The organism is Micromonospora sp. NPDC023966 (genome assembly GCF_040639095.1).
GTDB lineage: Bacteria > Actinomycetota > Actinomycetes > Mycobacteriales > Micromonosporaceae > Micromonospora.
The window spans coordinates 1-19,596 of sequence record NZ_JBEZZJ010000012.1; the positions used below are offsets into that span (position 1 = coordinate 1).

At 73.7% G+C, this 19,596-nt stretch carries 17 protein-coding genes; 13 read left to right on the forward strand and 4 right to left on the reverse strand.

The window, feature by feature from the left end:
* The 4 genes from AB0F68_RS17450 to AB0F68_RS17465 all read left to right on the forward strand — a co-directional run.
* On the forward strand, positions 1 to 219 hold a 219-nt coding region (locus AB0F68_RS17450), incomplete at its 5' end, for an oligopeptide/dipeptide ABC transporter ATP-binding protein (RefSeq protein ID WP_357338996.1).
* On the forward strand, positions 216 to 1,217 hold the full coding sequence (locus AB0F68_RS17455) for an ABC transporter permease (RefSeq protein WP_357338999.1): 1,002 nt from the start codon (positions 216 to 218) through the stop codon (positions 1,215 to 1,217). The genes AB0F68_RS17450 and AB0F68_RS17455, both read left to right, overlap by 4 nt.
* A 13-nt stretch (positions 1,218 to 1,230) precedes the next feature.
* Positions 1,231 to 2,217: an ABC transporter permease gene (locus AB0F68_RS17460; RefSeq protein WP_357339001.1), complete on the forward strand. Its 987-nt coding sequence runs from the start codon at positions 1,231 to 1,233 to the stop codon at positions 2,215 to 2,217.
* A 94-nt stretch (positions 2,218 to 2,311) separates the two neighbouring features.
* Positions 2,312 to 4,057: an ABC transporter substrate-binding protein gene (locus AB0F68_RS17465; protein ID WP_357339003.1), complete on the forward strand. Its 1,746-nt coding sequence runs from the start codon at positions 2,312 to 2,314 to the stop codon at positions 4,055 to 4,057.
* A 51-nt stretch (positions 4,058 to 4,108) separates the two neighbouring features.
* Here AB0F68_RS17465 and AB0F68_RS17470 read toward each other — a convergent pair whose 3' ends face one another.
* The gene (locus tag AB0F68_RS17470) at positions 4,109 to 6,253 is read right to left on the reverse strand and encodes a prolyl oligopeptidase family serine peptidase (RefSeq protein ID WP_357339006.1); all 2,145 of its coding nucleotides are present in this window, start codon (positions 6,251 to 6,253) and stop codon (positions 4,109 to 4,111) included.
* 87 nt (positions 6,254 to 6,340) lie between these two features.
* Between AB0F68_RS17470 and mshB the strand changes: the two genes are divergently transcribed.
* The 3 genes from mshB (at position 6,341) to AB0F68_RS17485 (ending at position 8,306) form a co-directional block, all read left to right on the forward strand.
* Entirely contained in the window at positions 6,341 to 7,264 is a 924-nt protein-coding gene (mshB, locus tag AB0F68_RS17475; RefSeq protein ID WP_357339009.1) for an N-acetyl-1-D-myo-inositol-2-amino-2-deoxy-alpha-D-glucopyranoside deacetylase, read from the forward strand.
* A gap of 17 nt (positions 7,265 to 7,281) precedes the next feature.
* Positions 7,282 to 7,755, forward strand: coding sequence for a hypothetical protein (locus AB0F68_RS17480; RefSeq protein ID WP_357339297.1), 474 nt, complete (start codon positions 7,282 to 7,284; stop codon positions 7,753 to 7,755).
* A gap of 86 nt (positions 7,756 to 7,841) precedes the next feature.
* A complete protein-coding gene (locus AB0F68_RS17485) occupies positions 7,842 to 8,306 on the forward strand; it encodes a hypothetical protein (protein ID WP_357339011.1) in 465 nt (154 codons plus the stop codon).
* A 43-nt stretch (positions 8,307 to 8,349) separates the two neighbouring features.
* Here AB0F68_RS17485 and AB0F68_RS17490 read toward each other — a convergent pair whose 3' ends face one another.
* Positions 8,350 to 9,300 (reverse strand): GNAT family N-acetyltransferase, encoded by a 951-nt coding sequence (locus AB0F68_RS17490; RefSeq protein ID WP_357339013.1) that lies wholly within the window; start codon positions 9,298 to 9,300, stop codon positions 8,350 to 8,352.
* Positions 9,301 to 9,379: 79 nt separating this feature from the next.
* Here AB0F68_RS17490 and fdxA point away from each other — a divergent pair, with 79 nt between their 5' ends.
* The gene (gene fdxA, locus AB0F68_RS17495; protein WP_007464872.1) at positions 9,380 to 9,706 is read left to right on the forward strand and encodes a ferredoxin; all 327 of its coding nucleotides are present in this window, start codon (positions 9,380 to 9,382) and stop codon (positions 9,704 to 9,706) included.
* Positions 9,703 to 10,812, forward strand: coding sequence for a succinyldiaminopimelate transaminase (gene dapC / locus AB0F68_RS17500; protein WP_357339303.1), 1,110 nt, complete (start codon positions 9,703 to 9,705; stop codon positions 10,810 to 10,812). Before fdxA ends, dapC begins: the two co-directional genes overlap by 4 nt.
* Before the next feature lie 51 nt (positions 10,813 to 10,863).
* On the opposite strand, the gene AB0F68_RS17505 is transcribed toward dapC, so the two are convergent.
* Positions 10,864 to 12,705 (reverse strand): M48 family metallopeptidase, encoded by a 1,842-nt coding sequence (locus tag AB0F68_RS17505; RefSeq protein WP_357339015.1) that lies wholly within the window; start codon positions 12,703 to 12,705, stop codon positions 10,864 to 10,866.
* A gap of 292 nt (positions 12,706 to 12,997) precedes the next feature.
* Here AB0F68_RS17505 and AB0F68_RS17510 point away from each other — a divergent pair, with 292 nt between their 5' ends.
* From AB0F68_RS17510 to AB0F68_RS17520, 3 genes are read left to right on the forward strand one after another with little or no spacing between them, the layout of a single operon-like run.
* Positions 12,998 to 14,023, forward strand: coding sequence for a prephenate dehydrogenase/arogenate dehydrogenase family protein (locus tag AB0F68_RS17510; RefSeq protein WP_357339017.1), 1,026 nt, complete (start codon positions 12,998 to 13,000; stop codon positions 14,021 to 14,023).
* Between the two features lie 4 nt (positions 14,024 to 14,027).
* A complete protein-coding gene (locus AB0F68_RS17515) occupies positions 14,028 to 14,669 on the forward strand; it encodes an SIMPL domain-containing protein (RefSeq protein ID WP_357339019.1) in 642 nt (213 codons plus the stop codon).
* Positions 14,669 to 15,316 (forward strand): nucleoside/nucleotide kinase family protein, encoded by a 648-nt coding sequence (locus AB0F68_RS17520; protein WP_357339021.1) that lies wholly within the window; start codon positions 14,669 to 14,671, stop codon positions 15,314 to 15,316. The genes AB0F68_RS17515 and AB0F68_RS17520 overlap by 1 nt, the downstream gene beginning before the upstream one ends.
* A gap of 201 nt (positions 15,317 to 15,517) precedes the next feature.
* Here the strand turns inward: AB0F68_RS17520 and AB0F68_RS17525 are convergent, their stop codons facing one another.
* Entirely contained in the window at positions 15,518 to 16,084 is a 567-nt protein-coding gene (locus tag AB0F68_RS17525; protein ID WP_357339023.1) for a sugar O-acetyltransferase, read from the reverse strand.
* 142 nt (positions 16,085 to 16,226) lie between these two features.
* Between AB0F68_RS17525 and AB0F68_RS17530 the strand changes: the two genes are divergently transcribed.
* Positions 16,227 to 19,562, forward strand: coding sequence for a S8 family serine peptidase (locus AB0F68_RS17530; protein WP_357339025.1), 3,336 nt, complete (start codon positions 16,227 to 16,229; stop codon positions 19,560 to 19,562).
* The last annotated feature ends 34 nt before the right edge of the window (positions 19,563 to 19,596 follow it).

The following is a 19,596-nucleotide window of genomic DNA, read 5'->3' on the forward strand; positions in this document are numbered from 1 at the left end:
CGGCTCACCGGCGACGTCCCCACCCCGCTCAACCCACCATCGGGCTGCCGCTTCCGCACCCGCTGCTGGAAGGCGCAGGAGCGGTGCGCCACCGAGGAACCGGCGCTGGTCAGCCGGGACGGCGGCAACCAGGCCACCGCCTGCCACTACCCGGAGACGGGAACGCTCAACCAGGGCGCCGGACCGGTCGCCGCGACCGCCGAGGAGGTGTCGAAATGAGCCTGTCCCCGGTCGAGGGCGTGGCGCTTGCCGAGATCGAGTCCACCGGTGCGGACCCCGAGGAGAAGGGGCTTGTCGGGCGCTCGCCCGGCCAACTGGTCTGGAGCCGGCTGCGCCGGGACCGCACGGCCCTGGTCAGCGGCATCGTGCTGGCCCTGTTCATCGTCGCGGCACTGGCGGCGCCGCTCCTCCAGCGGCTCTACGGAATGTCGCCGAGCCAGCAGTTCGGTAACCTGCTGGACTCCACCGGCATGCCGCTCGGCTACGTGGGCGGGGTCAGCGGCGACCACTGGTTCGGGCTCGAACCCGGCCTGGGCCGAGACATCTTCATCCGGATGATCTACGGCATCCGCACCTCGCTGCTGATCGCGCTCGGCGCCGCGATCGTCACCACGACGATCGGCGTGGTGCTCGGCATCGTGGCCGGCTACCTGGGCGGCGTGGTCGACTCGGTGATCATGTGGGTCACCGACGTCGCCCTGGCGATGCCGTTCCTCATCTTCGCGCTGGCCGTGGTCCCGACGTTCTCGCTGCGGTTCTACGGCCCCCGGGACGCGGTGCCGACCTGGTTCGCGGTGACCACGTTGATCGTGGTGTTCGCCGCGTTCGGCTGGACCGGTACGGCGCGGCTCGTGCGCGGGCAGGTGGTGTCGCTGCGCGAGCGGGAGTTCGTCGAGGCGGCCCGAGCCAGTGGCGCAGGGCTGGGCCACATGCTCTTCCGGCAGCTGCTGCCGAACATCTGGGCGCCGATCCTGGTCGCGTTCTCGCTCGCGGTGCCGTCGTACGTGACCGGTGAGGCGGCGCTGTCCTTCCTGGGCGTCGGGCTGCCCGAGTCGGTGCCCAGCTTCGGCCGGATGATCTACCGCAGCATCGACTACCTGCAGACCGACCCGGCGTACGTCTTCTTCCCGGGCATCACCATCTTCGCGCTCGTGCTGGCGTTCAACCTCTTCGGCGACGCGCTGCGCGACGCGCTCGATCCGAAGTCGTCACGGTAAGGGGTTCGGCGCCATGGTGCGGTTCCTGCTGAAGCGGATCCTGCTGGCGGTCTCGGTGCTGCTCGCGGTGAGCATCGTCAGCTTCCTCATGTTCTTCGCCCTGCCCCGCGACCCGGTCACCGGCATGTGCCCGAAGAACTGCAACGCCGAACGCCTGGAGCGGGTGCGGACGGAGCTCGGCCTGAACGACCCGAAGCCGACGCAGTACGCCAACTACATGAAGGGCATCTTCGTCGGCCGCGACCTGGGCAGCGCGCAGGGCGGCGAGTGCGAGGCGCCCTGCCTCGGCTACTCGTACGTCAACAGCGAGGCGGTCAGCGACACCTTCGCCCGGGTGCTGCCGGTGACCATGAACATCGTGCTCCCCGCGGCGGTGCTCTGGCTCGCTCTCGGGGTGGGGCTCGGGATGATATCGGCGCTACGGCGGGGCTCGCTGCTCGACCGCGTCTCGATCGGGCTCACGCTCACCTTCGCCTCGTTGCAGCTCTACTTCGTCGGCGCCCTGCTGTTGCTGATCTTCGTGTACTCGTTCAGGATCCTGCCGACGCCGCGGTACGTGCCCTTCCTCGACAACCCGGTGGAGTGGGCGCGCGGGCTGGTCCTGGCGTGGGTGACCCTGGCGCTGCTCTTCTCCGCGATCTACGCCCGGCTGTCCCGGGCGCAGATGCTGGAGACGCTCTCCGAGGACTTCGTCCGGACCGCCCGAGCCAAGGGCATGGCGAAACGGAAGGTCTACGGCCGGCATGCGCTCCGGGCGGCGATCACGCCGATCGTGACGATCGCCGGTCTGGACGTGGGCGCGGCACTCGGCGGCACGGTCATCACCGAGACGACCTTCGGCATCCAGGGGATGGGGCGTACCGCCGTGGAGGCGGTCCGCCAGGGCGACCTGCCGACCATCATGGCCACCGTGCTGATCTCCGCGCTCTTCGTGGTCGTCGCGAACATCGTGGTCGACCTGCTCTACGCGTTCATCGATCCGCGGGTACGCCTCGGCTGACCTCGCGTGTCGCAGTGGATTCGTTATCTGCTCGAAATTTACCGCGGATGAAAGCTGCGCGAAGCTTTCCTTCATCGGACCCGGAGGAGTGAGTATGCGAGCAAGACTCGCCACCGCCATGGGCGGTGCGATGGCACTGGTCGTTGCGCTCAGTGCATGCAGCAAGAACACCGGCGACAACGGCGACAGCGTGGACACCAACAAGCCGCGCACCGGCGCCATCGCGACCGACCCCAAGGACTCGCTCGGCCCGGCGGCAGAGGTGCCCGGCGCGGCCAAGGGCGGGACCTTCTACATCCTGCGCGAGAACAAGATCTCCCACCTGGACCCGCAGCGGGTCTATTCGTTCGCCGGCCTGATGGGGAGCCAGCTCTACGCCCGCTTCCTCACCACGTTCAAGGACGACGGCAAGGGCAACGTGACCCTGGTCGGCGACCTGGCCGAGACCCCCGGCAAGAACGTCAACAACGACTGCAAGGTCTGGGAGTTCAAGCTCAAGCAGGGGGTGAAGTTCGAGGACGGCCGTCCGATCACCTCCAAGGAGGTCGCGTACGGCATCGCCCGCTCGTTCGACCCCGACCTGACCGGTGGCCCGACCTACCTGCAGGAGTGGCTGGTCGACAGCCCGCAGTACGACACCAAGTGGAACTTCAAGGCCAACAAGACCTCGCTGCCGCCGGGCCTGAGCACCCCGGACGCGCAGACGCTGCGCTTCGAGTTCAACAAGCCGCGCTGTGACCTGCCGTTCGCCGTCTCGCTGCCGGCGACCGCGCCGCTGCCGGCGGACAAGGACACCGGCGTCAACCTGGACAACCAGCCGTTCTCGTCCGGGCCCTACAAGATCACCAAGCACCAGCCCGGCGTGGAGATGGTGCTGGAGCGCAACGAGAACTGGGACCCGGCGACCGACCCGGTGCGGCACGCGTACCCGGACAAGTTCATCTGGTCGTTCGGCGCGGACAACGCCACCCAGACCAACCGGGTGCTCGCCGGCACCGGCAACGACGCCGCGGCCGTGGCCACCGGCGGCGTGCCGTCGGAGCTGATCGCCAAGGTCACCGGCGACGCGAAGCTCAAGGAGCGGATGATCGTCGCCGCCACGCCGAACGCGTACCACCTGACCATCAACACCACCCGGGTCACCGACCTGTCGGTGCGCCAGGCGATCAACTACGCGATCGACCGCAGCAGCATCACCAAGAACCTCGGCGGCCCGTACGGCGCCGTGCCGCTCACCACGATCCTGCCGCCCACCACGCTCGGCTACAAGCAGTTCGACGCGTACCCCGCCGGCGAGAGCGGCAACCCGGAGAAGGCCAAGGAGCTGCTCGCCGGCAAGGCGGTGAACCTGGTGCTCGGCACCTCCGACGACACCCCGTCGCAGGAGACCGCCACTCAGATCAAGACCGCCCTGGAGAAGGCCGGCTTCACCGTCACCATCAAGCCGATCCCCGAGGACGGTTACCTCGACTTCGTGAAGAAGAAGAGCAACCCGTGGGACATCTGGGTCGACTCGTGGGCGGCGGACTGGCCGAGCGGGGCGTCGATCCTGCCGGTGCTCTTCGACGGCCGCAACATCAAGGCCGAGGGCAACAGCAACACCGCACAGCTGAACAACGACGCCATCAACGCCGAGTTCGACCGGGTGCTCGCGCTCGACCCGGCCAAGCAGGCCGAGGAGTGGAGCAAGCTGGACGAGCGGCTCATGAAGGAGTCGGCGCCGGCGGTGCCGCTGTACAACGAGGTCGTCTCCGTCGCGCACGGCGAGAAGGCCGGCGGCCTCTTCATCGGCAGCATTTTCGGCTGGCCCAGCTTCGTGAACGCCTACGTCAAGCAGTGACGGCCTGACAGCGCAGGGGCCCCGGTCGGATCCGACCGGGGCCCTCGCGTCTCACAGGTGCCGGCGGAGGAAGTCCAGCTCCAGCCGGAGCAGCCGCTCGGCCAGCCCGTTGGCGGTCATGTGGCTGGCCCCGGTGAGCGGCAGCACGGCGTGCGGCCGGCCGGCGGTCAGCAGTGCCGCCGAGAGCCGCAGCGTGTGCGCGGCCAGCACGTTGTCGTCGACCAGGCCGTGCACCAGCAGCATCGGACGGGCCTGCGCCGGGTCGCCGACCGGCTCGGCGGCCAGCTCGACCAGCGAGTGGTGGGCGTAGACGTCCATCCCGTCGTCCGGCATCCCCAGGTAGCGCTCGGTGTACGCGGTGTCGTACAGCGTCCAGTCGGTGACCGGCGCGCCGACGATCGCGCACCGGAACAGCTCCGGGTGGCGCAGCACCGCCAACCCGGCCAGCCAGCCGCCGAACGACCAGCCGCGCACCGCCACCCGCTCCAGGTCCAGGTCCGGGTGCTTGCCGGCCAGCGCGGTCAGCGCGTCCACCTGGTCGCTCAGGATCACGTCGGCCATCCGCCGGTGGATCGCCTTCTCGAAGGACGGGGCGATGCCCGGGGTGCCCCGGTTGTCGATCGTGACCACCGCGAAGCCCTGCTCGGCCCACCACTGCCGTTCCAGCCAGACCCCGCGGGCGGCGATCACCTCCTGGTGGCCCGGGCCGCCGTAGATGTCCAGCAACACCGGCAGCTTCGTGCCCTTCACGTGCTCACCCGGGTAGAGCACCGCGCTCGGCAGCCGCCGGTCGGTCACCCGGACCAGCGTCGGCCGCGGCGCGTACGGCGGAGTCGCGGCGCGCGAGGCCAGCTCAGCCACCTCGCGGTCGCCGTGCCACACCCGCCAGTGGGTGCCCGGGTGCTCCAGCGAGGCCACGCCCACCGCCAGCGTGCTGCCGCCGATCGCGGCGGTGTGCCAGCCCGGGTCGCTGCCCATCCGGCGGGCGTCAACCCCGCCGCCGATCGCCGTCCGCACCCGGTAGAGGTGGCGCTGGCTCGGCTCGCCCTCGCTCGCCTCGACCAGCAGGTCCGCTGCCGAGTTCGGGCCGGCCGGCAGCCGGCCCACCACGCGCCGCACGTAGAGCGAGGGCGGGGTGAGCAGGGTGCCGTCGGCGAACAGGCAGCGGGCGTCGTACCCGTCGTGGGCCAGCTCGCCGCCGACCAGCACCCGCCCGTCGGGCAGGTGCGCCGGGGTGCCCGGGATCGGCTCCACCCAGCGCGGGTCGGCCAGCTCCGCGTGCACCTGCGTCTCCCCGGTGCGGGGGTCCACCGCCAGCACCAGCCCGTGCTGCTGCGACCGGCGCAGCACGGTGATCAACGGGCCGCCGTCGGCCCAGTCGACCGAGGTCAGGTACGGGTAGGTCTCCCGGTCCCAGTGCACGTCGACCCAGCCGCCGTCGAGGTCCAGCAGGTGCAGGCTGACCTCCGCGTTCGGCCCACCCGCCCGGGGGTACGCGACGGAGGTCGGCGGGCTCGCCGGGTCGGCCGGGTCGTGCAGGTACCAGCGATCCAGCCGGGACTCGTCCACCCGCGCGGCCAGCACCGCGCGCCCGTCCGGGGCCCACCAGTAGCCGCGGAACCGGCCGAACTCCTCGGCCGCGATGTGCTCGGCCAGCCCCCAGGTCACCCCGCTGTCCTCGCCGGCGAGCAGGTTGTCCGTGCCGTCGGGCTCGACCACCCGCAGCTGGCCCCGGCGTACCCCCTCGGCGGCGTCGGTGACGTAGGCCAGCCGTGCGCCCGTCGGGTCGGGACGCGGGTCGATCACCGGACCGACGGCGGCCACCTCGACCACGTCGCCGTGCACCAGGTCGGCCCGGAACAACCGGCCGGCCAGCGCGAACGCGGCCACCCGGCCGGCCCCGTCCAGGGCGTACGAGCCGATGCCCGAGGCGCTGAGCCGCAGCCGCTCGCGCAGCGCCCGCTCTCCCGGCGCCAGCTCGGCCGGCTCGCCGTCCGTGCCGAGCAGCACGGCCGGGTCGGCGACCAGGTGCTCCTCGCCGGAGGAGACGTCGAGCAGCCAGAGCGCGTCGGCGGGGTCCTCCGGCCCCGACGAGCGCAGGAAGATGACCCGGGAACCGTCGTCGGCGACGGAGACAGCGCGCGGCGCCCCGTGGCTGAACCGACGGGTGCGGGCGGCCAGCTCGGGAAAGTCCACGCCTGTAGAGAGTAGGCGCGGGCCGGGCGTGATGTGGCCGACCTGGGCGGACGCGTAAGCATCGAGCGGGCAGGACCGCCGGTTAGAGTGACGGGCGTGACGACGCTGCCCGACCGCCGCCTGCTGCTGGTCCACGCGCATCCCGACGACGAGTCGATCGGCACCGGCGCGACCATGGCGCACTACGCCGCCACCGGCGCCCACGTCGCCCTGGTGACCTGCACGCTGGGCGAGGAGGGCGAGGTCCACGTGCCGGCGCTGGCCCAGCTCGCCGCGGCCGAGGCCGACCAGCTCGGCGGCTACCGGATCGGCGAGCTGGCGGCCGCCTGCGCCGCGCTCGGCGTCACCGACCACCGCTTCCTGGGCGGCGCGGGCCGCTACCGCGACTCGGGGATGATGGGGCTGGCCACCAACGAACACCCCCGGGCGTTCTGGCAGGCCGACCTCGACGAGGCCGCCGGCCACCTGCTGCGGGTGATCCGCGAGGTCCGCCCGCAGGTCATGATCACGTACGACCCGAACGGCTTCTACGGCCACCCCGACCACATCCAGGCGCACCGGGTGGCGATGCGCGGCGTGGAACTGGCCGCCGCCGAGGGCATCGCCCCGACGAAGGTCTACTGGACCGCGATGCCGCGCGGCGTGCTGGAGGCCGGCCTGGACGCGTTCACCGAGTCGTCGGACAACCCCTTCGCCGGCATCGAGAGCATCGACGACCTGCCCTTCGGCACCCCGGACGAGGGGATCGCCGCGCGGATCGACGCCACCGACCGGCACGCCGCCAAGGAGGCGGCGATGCGGGCGCACGCCACCCAGATCCCGGCCAACTCCTGGCTCTACTCGATCGCCGGCAACTTCGGCGCCGAGTTCATGGGCGTCGAATACTTCACCCTCGCGGTCGGCGAGAAGGGGCCGGGCAACGGCCCGTACGGCTGGGAGGACGACCTCTTCGCCGGGTTGACGCTGGACGGGCCGGACCGGTCCCCGGTCACGGCGGCCGGCCTCCGGTGACGCTGCCCGCCGTACCCATGTCGATCGCCCCCGAGCAGCAGCCCGCCGCGCCGCCCGAGCCGTCGGGGCGGGCGGTCGACCTCGCGGTGCGCGTCGCCGGCGGGGTGGTGGTGGTCTGGGCCGGCGTGCTCGCCGCGGTGCTCGACCTGCTCTTCGCCACCTGGGCCTGGGAGGTGGTCAAGGGCCGCCCCGGCGCTGCGGGCAAGGCCCTGGTCGGCATCTCGCTGGCGGTGGGCGGGATCGTCGCGGTGGTGATGCTGACGGTGCTGGTGAGCTGGTTCGCGCACCTGGCGGTCGGCACCCGCTGGGCGGCGGCGCTGGCCGCCCTGCCCTGGTTCGTGGTGATCGTCGCGGGCGGCTTCCGCACCGTCGAGGGCGACCTCGCGCTCAGCGGCGACAACGTGCTGGGCCTCGGGCTGATCGTGGCGGGGGCGATCACCTTCGCGGTGCTGGGCTTCCGGCAGATGGTGGTTCCGCCGCCCGGCCGCTGAGGGTGCAGACGCCGCACAGGTTGCGATGGTAGATATTCCTGCCAGGAGCCCACCATGGAGGCGGGCGGTACGGCGGGAGGCGTGCGATGTTCCAGCGGTGGCGTGCGGTCGGCGTGCTGGCGGCTGCGCTGTTCGTGGTCAACGTGGTGGCCCGGTTGGTCATCAAGTTGGCCTACCCGCACGACGACACCGCCGCCGGCCGGGTCTCGCTGGCGATGTTCCTGGTGATCGGGCTGATCCTGGCCGGGACGGCGTTCCGCTGGGGCGGGGACCGGCCGGTGGCCCGCTGGAGCGGCGACCTGGCCGTCGCGGTGGCCGTGGCGCTGGCGCTGACCGTCTTCATCGGCCCGCTGCTGGTCGGCGAGAACCCGTTCGAGGGGGGCGCCGGCCTCTTCTTCGCCCAGATCTGGCTCTACCTCGCGGCCACCGTGGCTGGCGTGCTGGTCGGCTACCTGATCCTCACCGCGCTGGGCCGCGACCACCGTTCGCGCCAGCTCAAGCGCTTCGCCGAGCTGAAGGCGGCCAAGCCGCGCAAGATCGTCCGTCGCTGAGGCGGAGCCCGGCCGTGCGGCGGGGCCCGTCCGGGCCAGCTGATCAGTCCGGGGCGACCCGGGTCAGGTAGGTGTGGTGGGTGGTGAAGCCGAGCCGCTGGTAGAGGGCCACGGCGGGGGTGTTGCGCTGCTCCACCTGCAGGAAGGCGTGGGTGGCGCCCTCGGCCCGGCCCCAGTCGGCCAGCGCCCGGATGACCCCGCCGGCGAACCCGCGCCGGCGGGCCTCCGGCAGCACCTCGACCAGGGTGAGGCCGAGCCAGCGCCCCTCGCCGGTGACCGTGCCCCGGCCGACCGCGAGCAGCCGGCCGTCGACGTGCAGGTGGGCGAAGCGGATCCGGTCCACGGCGGTGAGCACGTGCCGGGCGGCGTCCGGCAGCCCGCCCTTACGGCCGGCGGCCACCGCCAGCCACTCCGCCGAGGGCGCCGGTGAGAGGCCGACCGGGGGCAGGTCCGGGCGCCCCGGGGGGAGCGCGGCGAGCGGCGCGGTCTGCACCAGCACCGGCGGCCGGGCGGTCCAGCCGCGCGCGTCCAGCTCGGCGCCGACCGGGGCGGCCAGCGGAAGCGGGGTGTTGACCATGGCGGGCTGGCCGCGCTCGGCGTACCAGCGCTGCACCGCGTCCAGCGCGGCGGGGAGCGGACGGTCCGGGTCGCCGATCGGCAGCGCGGTGTTCGCCCGGCCGGTCCAGCCCGCGGCGCTGCGCAGCAGCCAGTCGCCGATCCGGCCGCGTACCGGGGCGGGCCACGCCTCGTCGGCGGCCAGCTCCAGGGCGACCACGGCGGCGGCCGTCGGCCGGCGGGCCGGCGGCACCCGCTTGGCGCGGTGCACCTGCTCCACCGGGACCCGCAGCCGCCCCCGGTCGGTCGCCAGCGTGATGTGGGTCTCGCTCAGCTCGACGAGCTCGCCGAGAGCGTCGGAGAAGAGCGGCCGGCCTTCGCGAATCCCCACAATACGCCGGACCACGATCCGGTGTCCCACGTCCTGCTGTCGGAGCACGATCGACCCCCTCCCCGGCGAGATACTAGGCTCTTACCGTCGCGGATGATCGCGACGAGTCTTGCGGAGGAGAAGACCGGTGACCTACATCATCGCCGAGCCGTGCGTGGATGTGCTCGACAAGGCATGCATCGAGGAGTGCCCGGTCGACTGCATCTACGAGGGCAACCGGATGCTCTACATCCACCCCGACGAGTGCGTCGACTGTGGTGCCTGTGAGCCGGTCTGCCCGGTCGAAGCGATCTTCTACGAGGACGACGTCCCGGAGCAGTGGAAGGACTACACCGGGGCGAACTACGAGTTCTTCGAGGACCTGGGCTCGCCGGGCGGCGCCTCCAAGATCGGCAAGGTGGAGAAGGACGCGACCTTCGTGGCCGCGCAGCCGCCGCGCGGAGAGGGCCACTGAACCGGCCCGCGCCGGTCTCGTCGCGGCTGCCGGAGTTCACCTGGGACACCCTGGACGCCGCGGCCGCGGCGGCCGCGGCGCACCCGGACGGTCTGATCAACCTCTCGATGGGCACGCCGGTCGACCCGGTGCCGGCGGTGATCCGGCAGGCGCTGGCCGACGCCTCTGACGCGCCCGGCTACCCGCTCACCGCGGGCACCCCCGCGCTCCGGGACGCCATCGCGGCCTGGGTCGCCCGCGCCTGCGGTGCGGGCGTCGACGGGCTCGGGGTGCTGCCCACGATCGGCTCCAAGGAACTGGTCGCCTGGCTGCCCACGCTGCTCGGCGTCGGCCCCGGCGACGTGGTCGTGGTGCCCTCCGTCGCCTACCCCACCTACGAGGACGGGGCCCGGCTGGCCGGCGCCACCACGGTGCGCACCGAGTCGCTGACCGCCCTCGGCCCCGACCCGCGGGTCCGGCTGGTCTGGGTGAACTCGCCCGGCAACCCGACCGGGCGGGTGCTGCCCGCCGGCCACCTGCGCAAGGTGGTCGACTGGGCGCGCGAGCGCGGTGCGGTGGTCGCCAGCGACGAGTGCTACCTGCCGCTGGGCTGGGACGCCGAGCCCGTCTCGGTCCTCTCGCCGGAGGTCTGCGGCGGCTCGTACGCGGGCGTGCTCGCGGTGCACTCGCTCTCCAAGCGCTCCAACCTGGCCGGCTACCGGGCCGGCTTCGTGGCCGGTGACCCGGCGCTGGTGGCCGAGCTGCTCAAGATCCGTAAGCACGCCGGCATGATCGTGCCCGCCCCGGTGCAGGCGGCGATGGTGGCCGCGCTGGGCGACCAGGCGCACGCCGACGCCCAGCGGGAGCGCTACCGGGTCCGGCGGGAGAAGCTGTACGCGGCGTTCACCGGCGCCGGCTTCACCGTCGAGCACTCCGAGGCGGGGCTCTATCTCTGGATGACCCGGGACGAGGACTGCTGGGACACCGTCGACTGGCTGGCCCGCCGGGGCATCCTGGTCGCCGCCGGCGTCTTCTACGGCCCGGCCGGGGCCCGGCACGTGCGGGTGGCGCTGACCGAGTCGGACGAGCACGTCGACGCGGTCGCCGGCCGGCTCGCCCAGCCCTGACCACCGTCGCCGCGCCGGCCGGCCCGAGGAGGGCCGGCCGGCGCGACCGGGTCAGCCGTTGATCTGCTCGAACACCCGCAGCAGCGTGTCCCGGCTGTGCTTCTCCAGGAACTCGCTGGCCATGAGCTCCTGCACCTGCACGGTGCGGCCGTCGTGGAGGGTGATGGCCGCCCTCAGCGGCACCCGCTTCGTCACCTCGACCGAGCGGATCTCCTCGTACGGCAGGAACGGGTTCCGGCTGGCCACCTCGGCGACCGGCGTCGCGCTCAGCACCTCCTTGAGCCGCTTCTCACCCTCGTGCGCCTTCCCCGGGTCGGGGACCAGGACCAGGCCGTTGTCCAGCACGTACACGTCGTGCTCCCGGCCGTCGATCTTGATGTTGGCGAGCGCGGCGATCAGGTCGGCGTTCCGCGCCGAGGCCCGGGCCTGGACCACCCTCGACTGCCGCACGTCGACGCCCAGCTCGGCCAGCCGGGCGAGCGCCTCGTCCAGGGTCTCCGGGGCGAGCGCCAGCTTGGCGATCTCGGCCAGGTCCCACGGCTCGCCGGAGCGACCGACCAGCCGGGCGGGTTCGGACCAGGAGAGCTGCCAGTACGCCCGGCCCGAGCGGACCGCCGCGTTGTCGAGCAGCGTCTCCATCGGGCCAGCAAAGGCGGCCGCCGCCTCCCGGCGGGTGGCGTTGGTGAAGAACTGCTCGGCGAACTCACCGAGCCGGCCGGCGCGGATCAGGTCCAGCACGGTGGGCAGGCCCGGCTCCGGTGTGCCGGTGAACCGGCCGGCCGCCCGGTAGATCCGGTCCGCCCGCTGCTGCACGCCGGCGGCGACCGACTCGGCGATGAACTGCGGCCAGGGCAGCAGGCGGCGGGAGCCGTGCGCGACGATCAGGCTCTGGAGCGCCCGGCCGGCCCCCACCACGTCGGCGAGCATGGTCCAGGCCGGCCGGTCGTCCGGCGTGACGTGCACCGGAGGGATCTGGTCCATCGCGGCGACGCGTGCACCGATCGGCGGGTGGGTGTCCCAGCGGGACTCCGGCCGCTCCGGGGCGTTCTCCCGCAGCTCGTCGATCTCGTCCCGGCGCGCGTGGAGGAGATGGCCGAAGCCGCCGAAGAAGTCGTCCGGTGCCAGCCCGACCGACCAACCCGGGTCGACGTACCGGGTCTCGTAGAAGCGCCAGGCCGCGTCGAGGGCGGGCAGGGTCCGCAGCGCCGAGGCGGCGGCCTGGTGCCCGGCGATCCGCACCGACGCGCGGTCCGCCTCCAGCTCCTGGCGACGGGACGCGGCGTTGTCGACCATCAGGTAGAGCTTCGCGTACTGCTTGAAGACCCAGCCGATCGGGTTGCGCGGGCTGATCCGCTCGATGGTCTCGCCGATGGCCAGCCGGCCCCGGTAGGCGACCCCGCCGAGGCTGGTGTGCCGGCCCGAGTAGTGGCCCAGTTCGTGCGCCAGCACCGAGCGGAGCTGGTCGACCCGCATGGCCTGGAGCAGCGGCAGTCCGACGTAGAGGGTGCGCCGGCCGCCGACCAGGCCGAGCAGTCGGCTCTGCTCGCCGACTGCCGCGTTCACCTCCGGCACCAGCCGGATCTCGTCCGGCGCGCGGGTGCCGACCGCCGTGGCGAGCTCCCGCACCGTGGCCCAGAGCCACGGCGCGGCCCGCTCGTCCAGGATCAGGCCGGGCGCCGGCTCGTTCTTGGTGCGGATCGCCTTCCACAGCCCGACCCCGACCGCGCCGAGGGCGACCACCAGCGGGAGCAGCAGCTTGCCGGTGACCAGGCCGCTGGTGTGGCTGAACAGCCAGACGCCGAGCGCGGCCACGGCGGCGAGCTGGAGCAGCGCGACGACGTAGAAACCGATCAACATGACCACCGAGGCGAGCGCCCGGTACGTGGCGGACATGTGCTTCCTTTCCCCGTTGATTCCGGCCCGTCCGGTTGGGCCGCCGGGGGACCGTACGACGTGAGCGCTGCTCGGACAACCCCCTTCCGTGCCCATCCGGTCCGCCCTACGACCTCCGTCGACGTGCACGGGGGTGGACGAGGACATGTGGCCGTTCCGGCGGAGGGCGAAGCGTTCACCCGGTGGCGGCGGACGGTGATGGAGGGCCAGGGCTGAGCACCGGACGGTATCCTCGGCGGGACTTCCAGCGGGGCCGAGACGGCTCCGGACGACGCGACGCCGAGGTGGGCCGATGGTGGGCGGGGCCGGCGGGCAGGCACGCGTGGCGGTGGTCGGCACCGGCCTGATCGGGGGGTCGATGCTGCTGCGGCTCCGCGACGCCGGGCTCGACGTGGCCGGCTGGGACCCGGATCCGGCGACCCGGCGGCGGGTGCAGGAGCAGGGCGGCGCGGCGCCGGACACCGTCGAGGAGGCGGTCGCCGGCCGGGACGTGGTGTTCCTCTCCGGCCCGCTGCCCACCCTGCCCGGGACGCTGGCCCGGGTGGCCGCCGTCACCGACGACCGGTGTGTGCTGACCGACGTGGGCAGCACCAAGGCCGAGGTGGCCACCGCGGCCGCCACCCAGGGTCTCGGGCACCGGTTCGTGCCCGGCCACCCGATGGCCGGCGCCGATCGGGCCGGTCTCGACGCGGCCACCCCGGCCCTGCTCGACGGGGCCGCGTGGGTGCTCTGCCCGGGGCCGACCGGGATGGCCGCGTTCCGGCGGCTCGCCGCGCTGCTCATCGACGTCTTCCACGCACGGGTGGTGCCGATGTCCGCCCCGGAGCACGACAGCGCCGCCGCGCTCGCCTCGCACCTGCCGCACCTGCTCGCCGGGGCGCTGGCCGGGACGGTGCAGCGCTCGGCGCTGCGCGACGCGGTGCTCGCGCTCGCCGCGGGCAGCTTCTCGGACGGCACCCGGGTCGCCGGCGGCCCGCCCGAGCGGACCGCGAACATGCTGCTCGGCAACCGGGAGCGGGTGCTCGCCGAGCTGGACGCCGTCCGGGCCTACCTCGACGAGCTGGCGGAGGCGCTGCGGGCCGGCGATCCCGGGAAGCTGGCCGGCCGGCTGGCCGAGGGTCGCACCGCCCGGGCCGCGCTGCGTGGCCGGGCGTTCACCGCCCACCGGCGCGAGTTCCCGGCCGCCGTCGACCACGCCGGGGAACTGGCCTACCTGCGGGAGCTGGGCGCGGCCGGCGGCCACCTGACCGGTTGCCGGGTGACGGGCGGCGCGGTCATCTACACGGCGCACCTTCCGGCCACCCCGCCACTAGGCTGAGCGCATGGCGGACGCACCGGTCGTGGCGGTACGCGGCGAGGCGTACCGGGAGGTCGCCCCCGAGCTGGCCCGGTTCACGGTGACCGCGACCGCGCGCGACCGCGACCGGGAGACCACGCTGACCCGGCTGGCTGAGCGGACGGCCGCCGTGCGGGTGCTGCTCGACTCGGCCGAGCCGGCCGTGGAGCGGCGGGAGACCGGCCAGCTCCGGGTCTGGCCGGAGACGAAGCGCTCGGGTGAGCGGGTGGTCGCCTACCACGGCAGCGTGGCCACCACGGTCACCGTGGCCGACTTCACCACGCTCGGCGAGCTGATGCTCCGCCTGGCCGACCAGGAGCAGGTCGAGGTGGCCGGCCCGTGGTGGTCGCTGCGGCCGGACAGCCCGGCGTACCGGGAGGCCCGGCACGCCGCGATCGCGGACGCCCTGGCCCGCGCCCGGGAATACGCCGAGGCGCTCGGCGCCCGGGTGACCGCCCTGCTGGAGCTGGCCGACACCGGCCTGGCCGCCGCCCCGCCGATGCTGGCGAAGGCGGGCTTCGCGCGGACCGCGGAGGCCGCGCCCGAGCTGGAGCTGGATCCGCAGCCGCAACCGGTGCGGGCGGCCGTCGAGGCCCGGTTCACCATCAGCGAACCGGTGCTCGGCTGATGCCGCCCGCGCAGGTGCTCCCGCTCGACGAGCTGGTGGCCCGGGCCCGGGCCCTCGCCGGGGACGGCCCGCGGCAACTGCTCGGCATCGCCGGCGCGCCCGGGGCGGGCAAGTCCACCCTGGCCGAGCGGATCGTCGCCGAGGTCGGTCCGGCCGCCCGGCTGGTGCCGATGGACGGCTTCCACCTGGCGCAGGCGGAGCTGGTCCGGCTGGGCCGGGACGCCCGCAAGGGCGCGCCGGACACGTTCGACGTCAACGGCTTCGTCTCCACCCTGCGCCGGCTGCGCCGGCTGGAGCCGACCTCGGTGTGGGCGCCGGCGTTCCGCCGCGACATCGAGGAGCCGATCGCCGGGGCCATCGAGGTGCCGCCCGAGGTGCGGCTGGTGGTGACCGAGGGCAACTACCTGCTGCTGCGCGACGAGCCGTGGGAAGAGGTGCGCACCCTGCTGCACCAGATCTGGTTCCTCGACCTCGACGCCGAGCTGCGGGTGCGCCGGCTCACCGCCCGGCACGAGGCGTACGGGAAGACGCCGGAGCAGGCCCGCGCCTGGGCGCTGGGCAGCGACGAGGCCAACGCCCGGCTGGTCGCCGACACGGCCGGGCACGCCGACCTGGTGGTCCGGTTAGCCGACCCCCTGCCGGGGTGACGGCACGGCCCGGCGCAGCAGCCGGGCCACCACCGCCCGCTCGCGGGTGAACTCGGCCGCGTCCGGATAGCCGCATTCGACACTCCGTGCACCCGCAGTTCGAGCACCCGTTCCATCGCGCCCCCTGGGTGAACCATTCACTACCCAGAGTGCGCTCTCCGGCCGGAATCCGCACCCCGGCCGCGGCGTCGCTTTTGCAGCTCAGGCGGGCTGTTCCAGGTTCCGTACCGGACGAGCAGGGTTACCCACCGCCACCACATTGGCGGGTAGGTCCCGGGTCACCACGGCGCCCGCGCCGACCACGGTGTTCGCCCCGATGGTCACGCCGGCCAGCACGATCACCCCGCCGCCGAGCCAGACGTTGTCGCCGATGGTGATTGGCTGGGCCGCCTCCCACTTGGCCCGCCGGGCCGCCGCCTCGACCGGGTGGGTGGCGGTGAGCAGTTGCACGTTCGGTCCGATCTGGACGTCGGCGCCGATGGTGATCCGGGCGACGTCGAGGAAGACCGCGTTGAAGTTGACGAAGGTGCGCGGCCCGAGGTGGATCTGGTGGCCGTAGTCGCAGTGGAACGGCGGCCGGACCCAGACGTCCTCGCCGACCGAGCCGAGCAGTTCACGGAGGGCGGCGAGGCGCCCCTCGGGATCGTCGGCGGAGCTGCGGTTGAACCGTTCGCCAAGCCGGGCGGCCCGGTCCAGGTCGGCGATGATCTCGGGGTCGTCGGCGATGTACGGCTCGCCGGCGAGCATGCGGTCCCTCATGGCGCTCACCGGGCGATCATGCCCCGCGCCGCGGTGGATGCGGTACCCGTTCCGTCGGGTTGGCGACTTCCGATTGCATACGCGGTATGTAATTCTGACGGTTCCCATCGATGGGTCCCCATCGATGAAGACGCTCCACCAAGGAGGAACGTTGCGCCGAATCCGAAGAAAAATCGCCGGCCTCGGCCTCACCCTGGGGCTGGCGCTGGGCGTGCCCGTGCCGGCCTCCGCCGCCCCGCCGGCGGCCCCGGACGGCGTCCCCGCTCGTGCCGCCCGCGCCGGCACGCCGGTCACCGTCACCCTGATCACCGGTGACCAGGTCACCGTCACCGCCGCCGGCCAGGCGGCGGTCCGCCCCGGCGCCGGCCGCGCCGGCATCGGCTTCCTGGTCGGCCGGGAACGCGGCCACCTGACCGTGCTGCCGCAGGACGCGCTGCCCCTGGTCCGGGCCGGCCGGGTCGACCGGCGGCTGTTCGACGTCACCGGGCTGGTCGCCGCCGGCTACGACGACGCCCGGCGGGACACGCTGCCGCTGCTGGTGTCGTACCGGCCCGGGTCGGCCCGCCGGGCGGCGGCACCGATGGCCGGCGCGCGAATGACCCGCGACCTGCCGGCCATCGGCGGCGCGGCGCTGGTCGCGACGAAGGCCGATGCCGGAGCGGTCTGGGCCGCCGTGACGGCGGACCGGCCCGGCGCCCGGGTCGACGCGGCGGGGGATGTCGACCGGATCTGGCTGGACGGCCGGCGGCGGGTGACCCTCGACCACAGCGTGCCGCAGATCGGTGCCCCCACCGCCTGGGCCGCCGGCTTCACCGGCAAGGGGGTCAGCGTCGCGGTGCTCGACACCGGCGTCGACCTCAGCCACCCGGACCTGGCCGGCAAGGTCGCCGACGCGCGCAACTTCAGCGAGGCGGCCGAGTCGGACGACATGGTCGGGCACGGCACCCACGTCGCCTCGATCATCGCGGGCAGCGGGACCGCCTCCGGCGGGAAGTACCGGGGCGTCGCCCCCGACGCCACACTGCTCTCCGGCAAGGTCTGCGAGAACCAGGGCTGCACCGAGTCGGCGATCCTCGCCGGCATGCAGTGGGCCGCGGCCGAGAAGCATGCCACCGTGGTCAACATGAGCCTCAGCGGCGCCGACTTCCCCGAGGTCGACCCGTTGGAGCAGGCGGTGGAGACGCTGACCGCGCAGACCGGCACGCTCTTCGTGGTGGCCGCCGGCAACGACGGCGCCGACGGCTCGGTCGGCTCGCCGGCCACCGCCGACGCCGCGCTGGCGGTCGGCGCGGTCGACCGGGACGACGCCCTGGCCGACTTCTCCAGCCGGGGGCCGCGGGTCGACGGCGGGCTCAAGCCCGACATCACCGCCCCCGGCGTCGAGATCGTGGCCGCCCGGGCCGCCAACGGCGCCATCGGCGAACCGGTGGAGGAGAAGTACGTCTCCCTCTCCGGCACCTCGATGGCCACCCCGCACGTGGCCGGCGCGGCGGCGCTCCTCGCCCAGCAGCACCCCGGCTGGACGGCGGGGCGGTACAAGGCGACGCTGATGGCCGCGGCGAAGCCGCACCCTGACCAGACGGCCTTCCAGCAGGGCGCCGGACGGGTGGACGTGGCCCACGCGATCACCGAGCAGGTGACCACCGACCCGCCCAGCGTCTCGTTCGGGTTGGCGGCCTGGCCGCACGGCGACGACCAGCCGATCGCCCGCACGATCACCTACCGCAACGGCGGGAGCGGCCCGCTCACCCTCGACCTCACGGCCGAGGTCACCGGCCCGGACGGGCGCGCCGCCCCGGCCGGCATGTTCGCCCTCGGCGCGTCCCGGCTCACCGTGCCGGCCGGCGGGACGGCCCAGGTCACGGTCACCGCGGACACCCGGCTCGGCGGTCTGGACGGCTACTGGACCGGCCGGCTGGTCGCCCGCGGGGGCGACGCGGTCGCGGTGACCCCGCTGGCGGTGAACCGAGAGGTGGAGAGCTACGACCTGACCGTCACGCACCGGGACCGGGCCGGAAAGCTCACCGGCGACTACTTCACCACGCTGATCGGGCTGGACGGCTTCGTGTACCGGGACGTGTTCGACCCGGACGGCGAGGCACGGATCCGCCTCCCGAAGGGCCGGTACGGCGTGAACAGCCTGATCTACCGGCCGGGGGAGGAGGGCTGGACCGAGGTGTCCATGCTGGCCCAGCCCGAGCTGCTGGTGAGCGGCGACCAACGGCTCACCCTCGACGCCCGGCGGGCGAAACCGGTCCGGTCCACCGTGCCGCAGCGGGGCGCGGCCCCGCTGCTGATCGACCTCTCGGCCAACTGGTTCACCGAGGAGACCTCATACGGGTTCGGGCTCTGGGCGTCCAGCTTCGACGGCCTCTACAGCGGTCAGCTCGGGCGCGGCGTCTCCGACTCGCTCTTCGTCGGCGCCCTGGCCAGCCAGTGGGCCGAGCCGACGGCGCCGGAGCGCAGCCCGTACTTCTACGCCCTCAACGAGCTGTTCCCGGGCCGGTTCCCGACCGGGTCCGTCCGGCACTACCGGCCAGCCGACCTGGCCACCGTGACCCACCGGTTCGCGGCCGGCTACGCGGGGCTGGAGAACGAGCGGATCGTCTTCCCGGACTCCGACTACAACATCGGCGGCTCGGCGATCGTCGTGCCCGTGCCGGTGCCCGGCAAGCGGGTCGAGCACTACAGCACGACCCGCACCCGGTGGAGTTCCGAACTGGACTTCGGCGAGCGGGGCGAGGACGGCTGGCTGGAGGTGCGGGCGGTGCTGGAGTCGGTGCCCACCCGGTACCGGGCCGGCCGGACCTACCGGGAGGACTGGAACAGCGCGCCGTACGGGCCGTCGTTCCCGCAGCCGCGCTGGCCGGAGCAGGGCATCACGCGCAACGGCGACACCGTCGTCGTCGCGCTGCCGGTGCACAGCGACGCCGGCGGCCATCCCGGCGGCTCGCTCAACGACACCGAGCGGACCGCCCTCTACCGCAACGGGAAGCTGCTCGGCGAGCAGCCCGCCGCGGGGTACGGCGAGTTCCAGGTGCCGCCGGGCGCGGCGAGCTACCGGCTGGAGACCTCGGCCACGCGGGGCTTCACCGACCTGAGCACCGAGGTCTCGGCGAGCTGGACGTTCCGCTCCCGGCGCGTGCCGGGCGAGGACTGGGCACGGCTGCCCGCCATGGCGGTCCGCTTCGCGCCGCCGCTGGCCGTGGACAGCAGCGCCCCGTCCGGCCGGACCTTCACCATCCCGGTGACGGTGCAACGCCAGCCCGGCGCGCCGGCGTCCCCGGTCGCGGCGCTCACCGTCGAGGTCTCCTACGACGGCGGCAAGAGCTGGCGGAAGGCGGCCCTGCACAAGCAGGGTGCGGCCTGGGCGGCCACCGTCCGGCACCCGGCCGGCCCCGGCTACGTCTCGCTGCGGGCCGCCGCCCGGGACGGCGCCGGCAACACCGTCACCCAGCGGATCATCCAGGCGTACCGCCTGCGGTGAACCGGTCGTCCGGGTCCGTGGTCGTCGCGCCGCA

Bases quoted from the DNA above. Each gene is read 5' to 3' on its own strand.
- AB0F68_RS17455 (WP_357338999.1), top strand. From the start codon at position 216: ATGAGCCTGTCCCCGGTCGAGGGCGTGGCGCTTGCCGAGATCGAGTCC.
- AB0F68_RS17460 (WP_357339001.1), top strand. From the start codon at position 1,231: ATGGTGCGGTTCCTGCTGAAGCGGATCCTGCTGGCGGTCTCGGTGCTG.
- AB0F68_RS17465 (WP_357339003.1), top strand. From the start codon at position 2,312: ATGCGAGCAAGACTCGCCACCGCCATGGGCGGTGCGATGGCACTGGTC.
- AB0F68_RS17480 (WP_357339297.1), top strand. From the start codon at position 7,282: ATGTCGATCGCCCCCGAGCAGCAGCCCGCCGCGCCGCCCGAGCCGTCG.
- AB0F68_RS17485 (WP_357339011.1), top strand. From the start codon at position 7,842: ATGTTCCAGCGGTGGCGTGCGGTCGGCGTGCTGGCGGCTGCGCTGTTC.
- AB0F68_RS17505 (WP_357339015.1), bottom strand. From the start codon at position 12,705: ATGTCCGCCACGTACCGGGCGCTCGCCTCGGTGGTCATGTTGATCGGT.
- AB0F68_RS17510 (WP_357339017.1), top strand. From the start codon at position 12,998: ATGGTGGGCGGGGCCGGCGGGCAGGCACGCGTGGCGGTGGTCGGCACC.
- AB0F68_RS17515 (WP_357339019.1), top strand. From the start codon at position 14,028: ATGGCGGACGCACCGGTCGTGGCGGTACGCGGCGAGGCGTACCGGGAG.
- AB0F68_RS17520 (WP_357339021.1), top strand. From the start codon at position 14,669: ATGCCGCCCGCGCAGGTGCTCCCGCTCGACGAGCTGGTGGCCCGGGCC.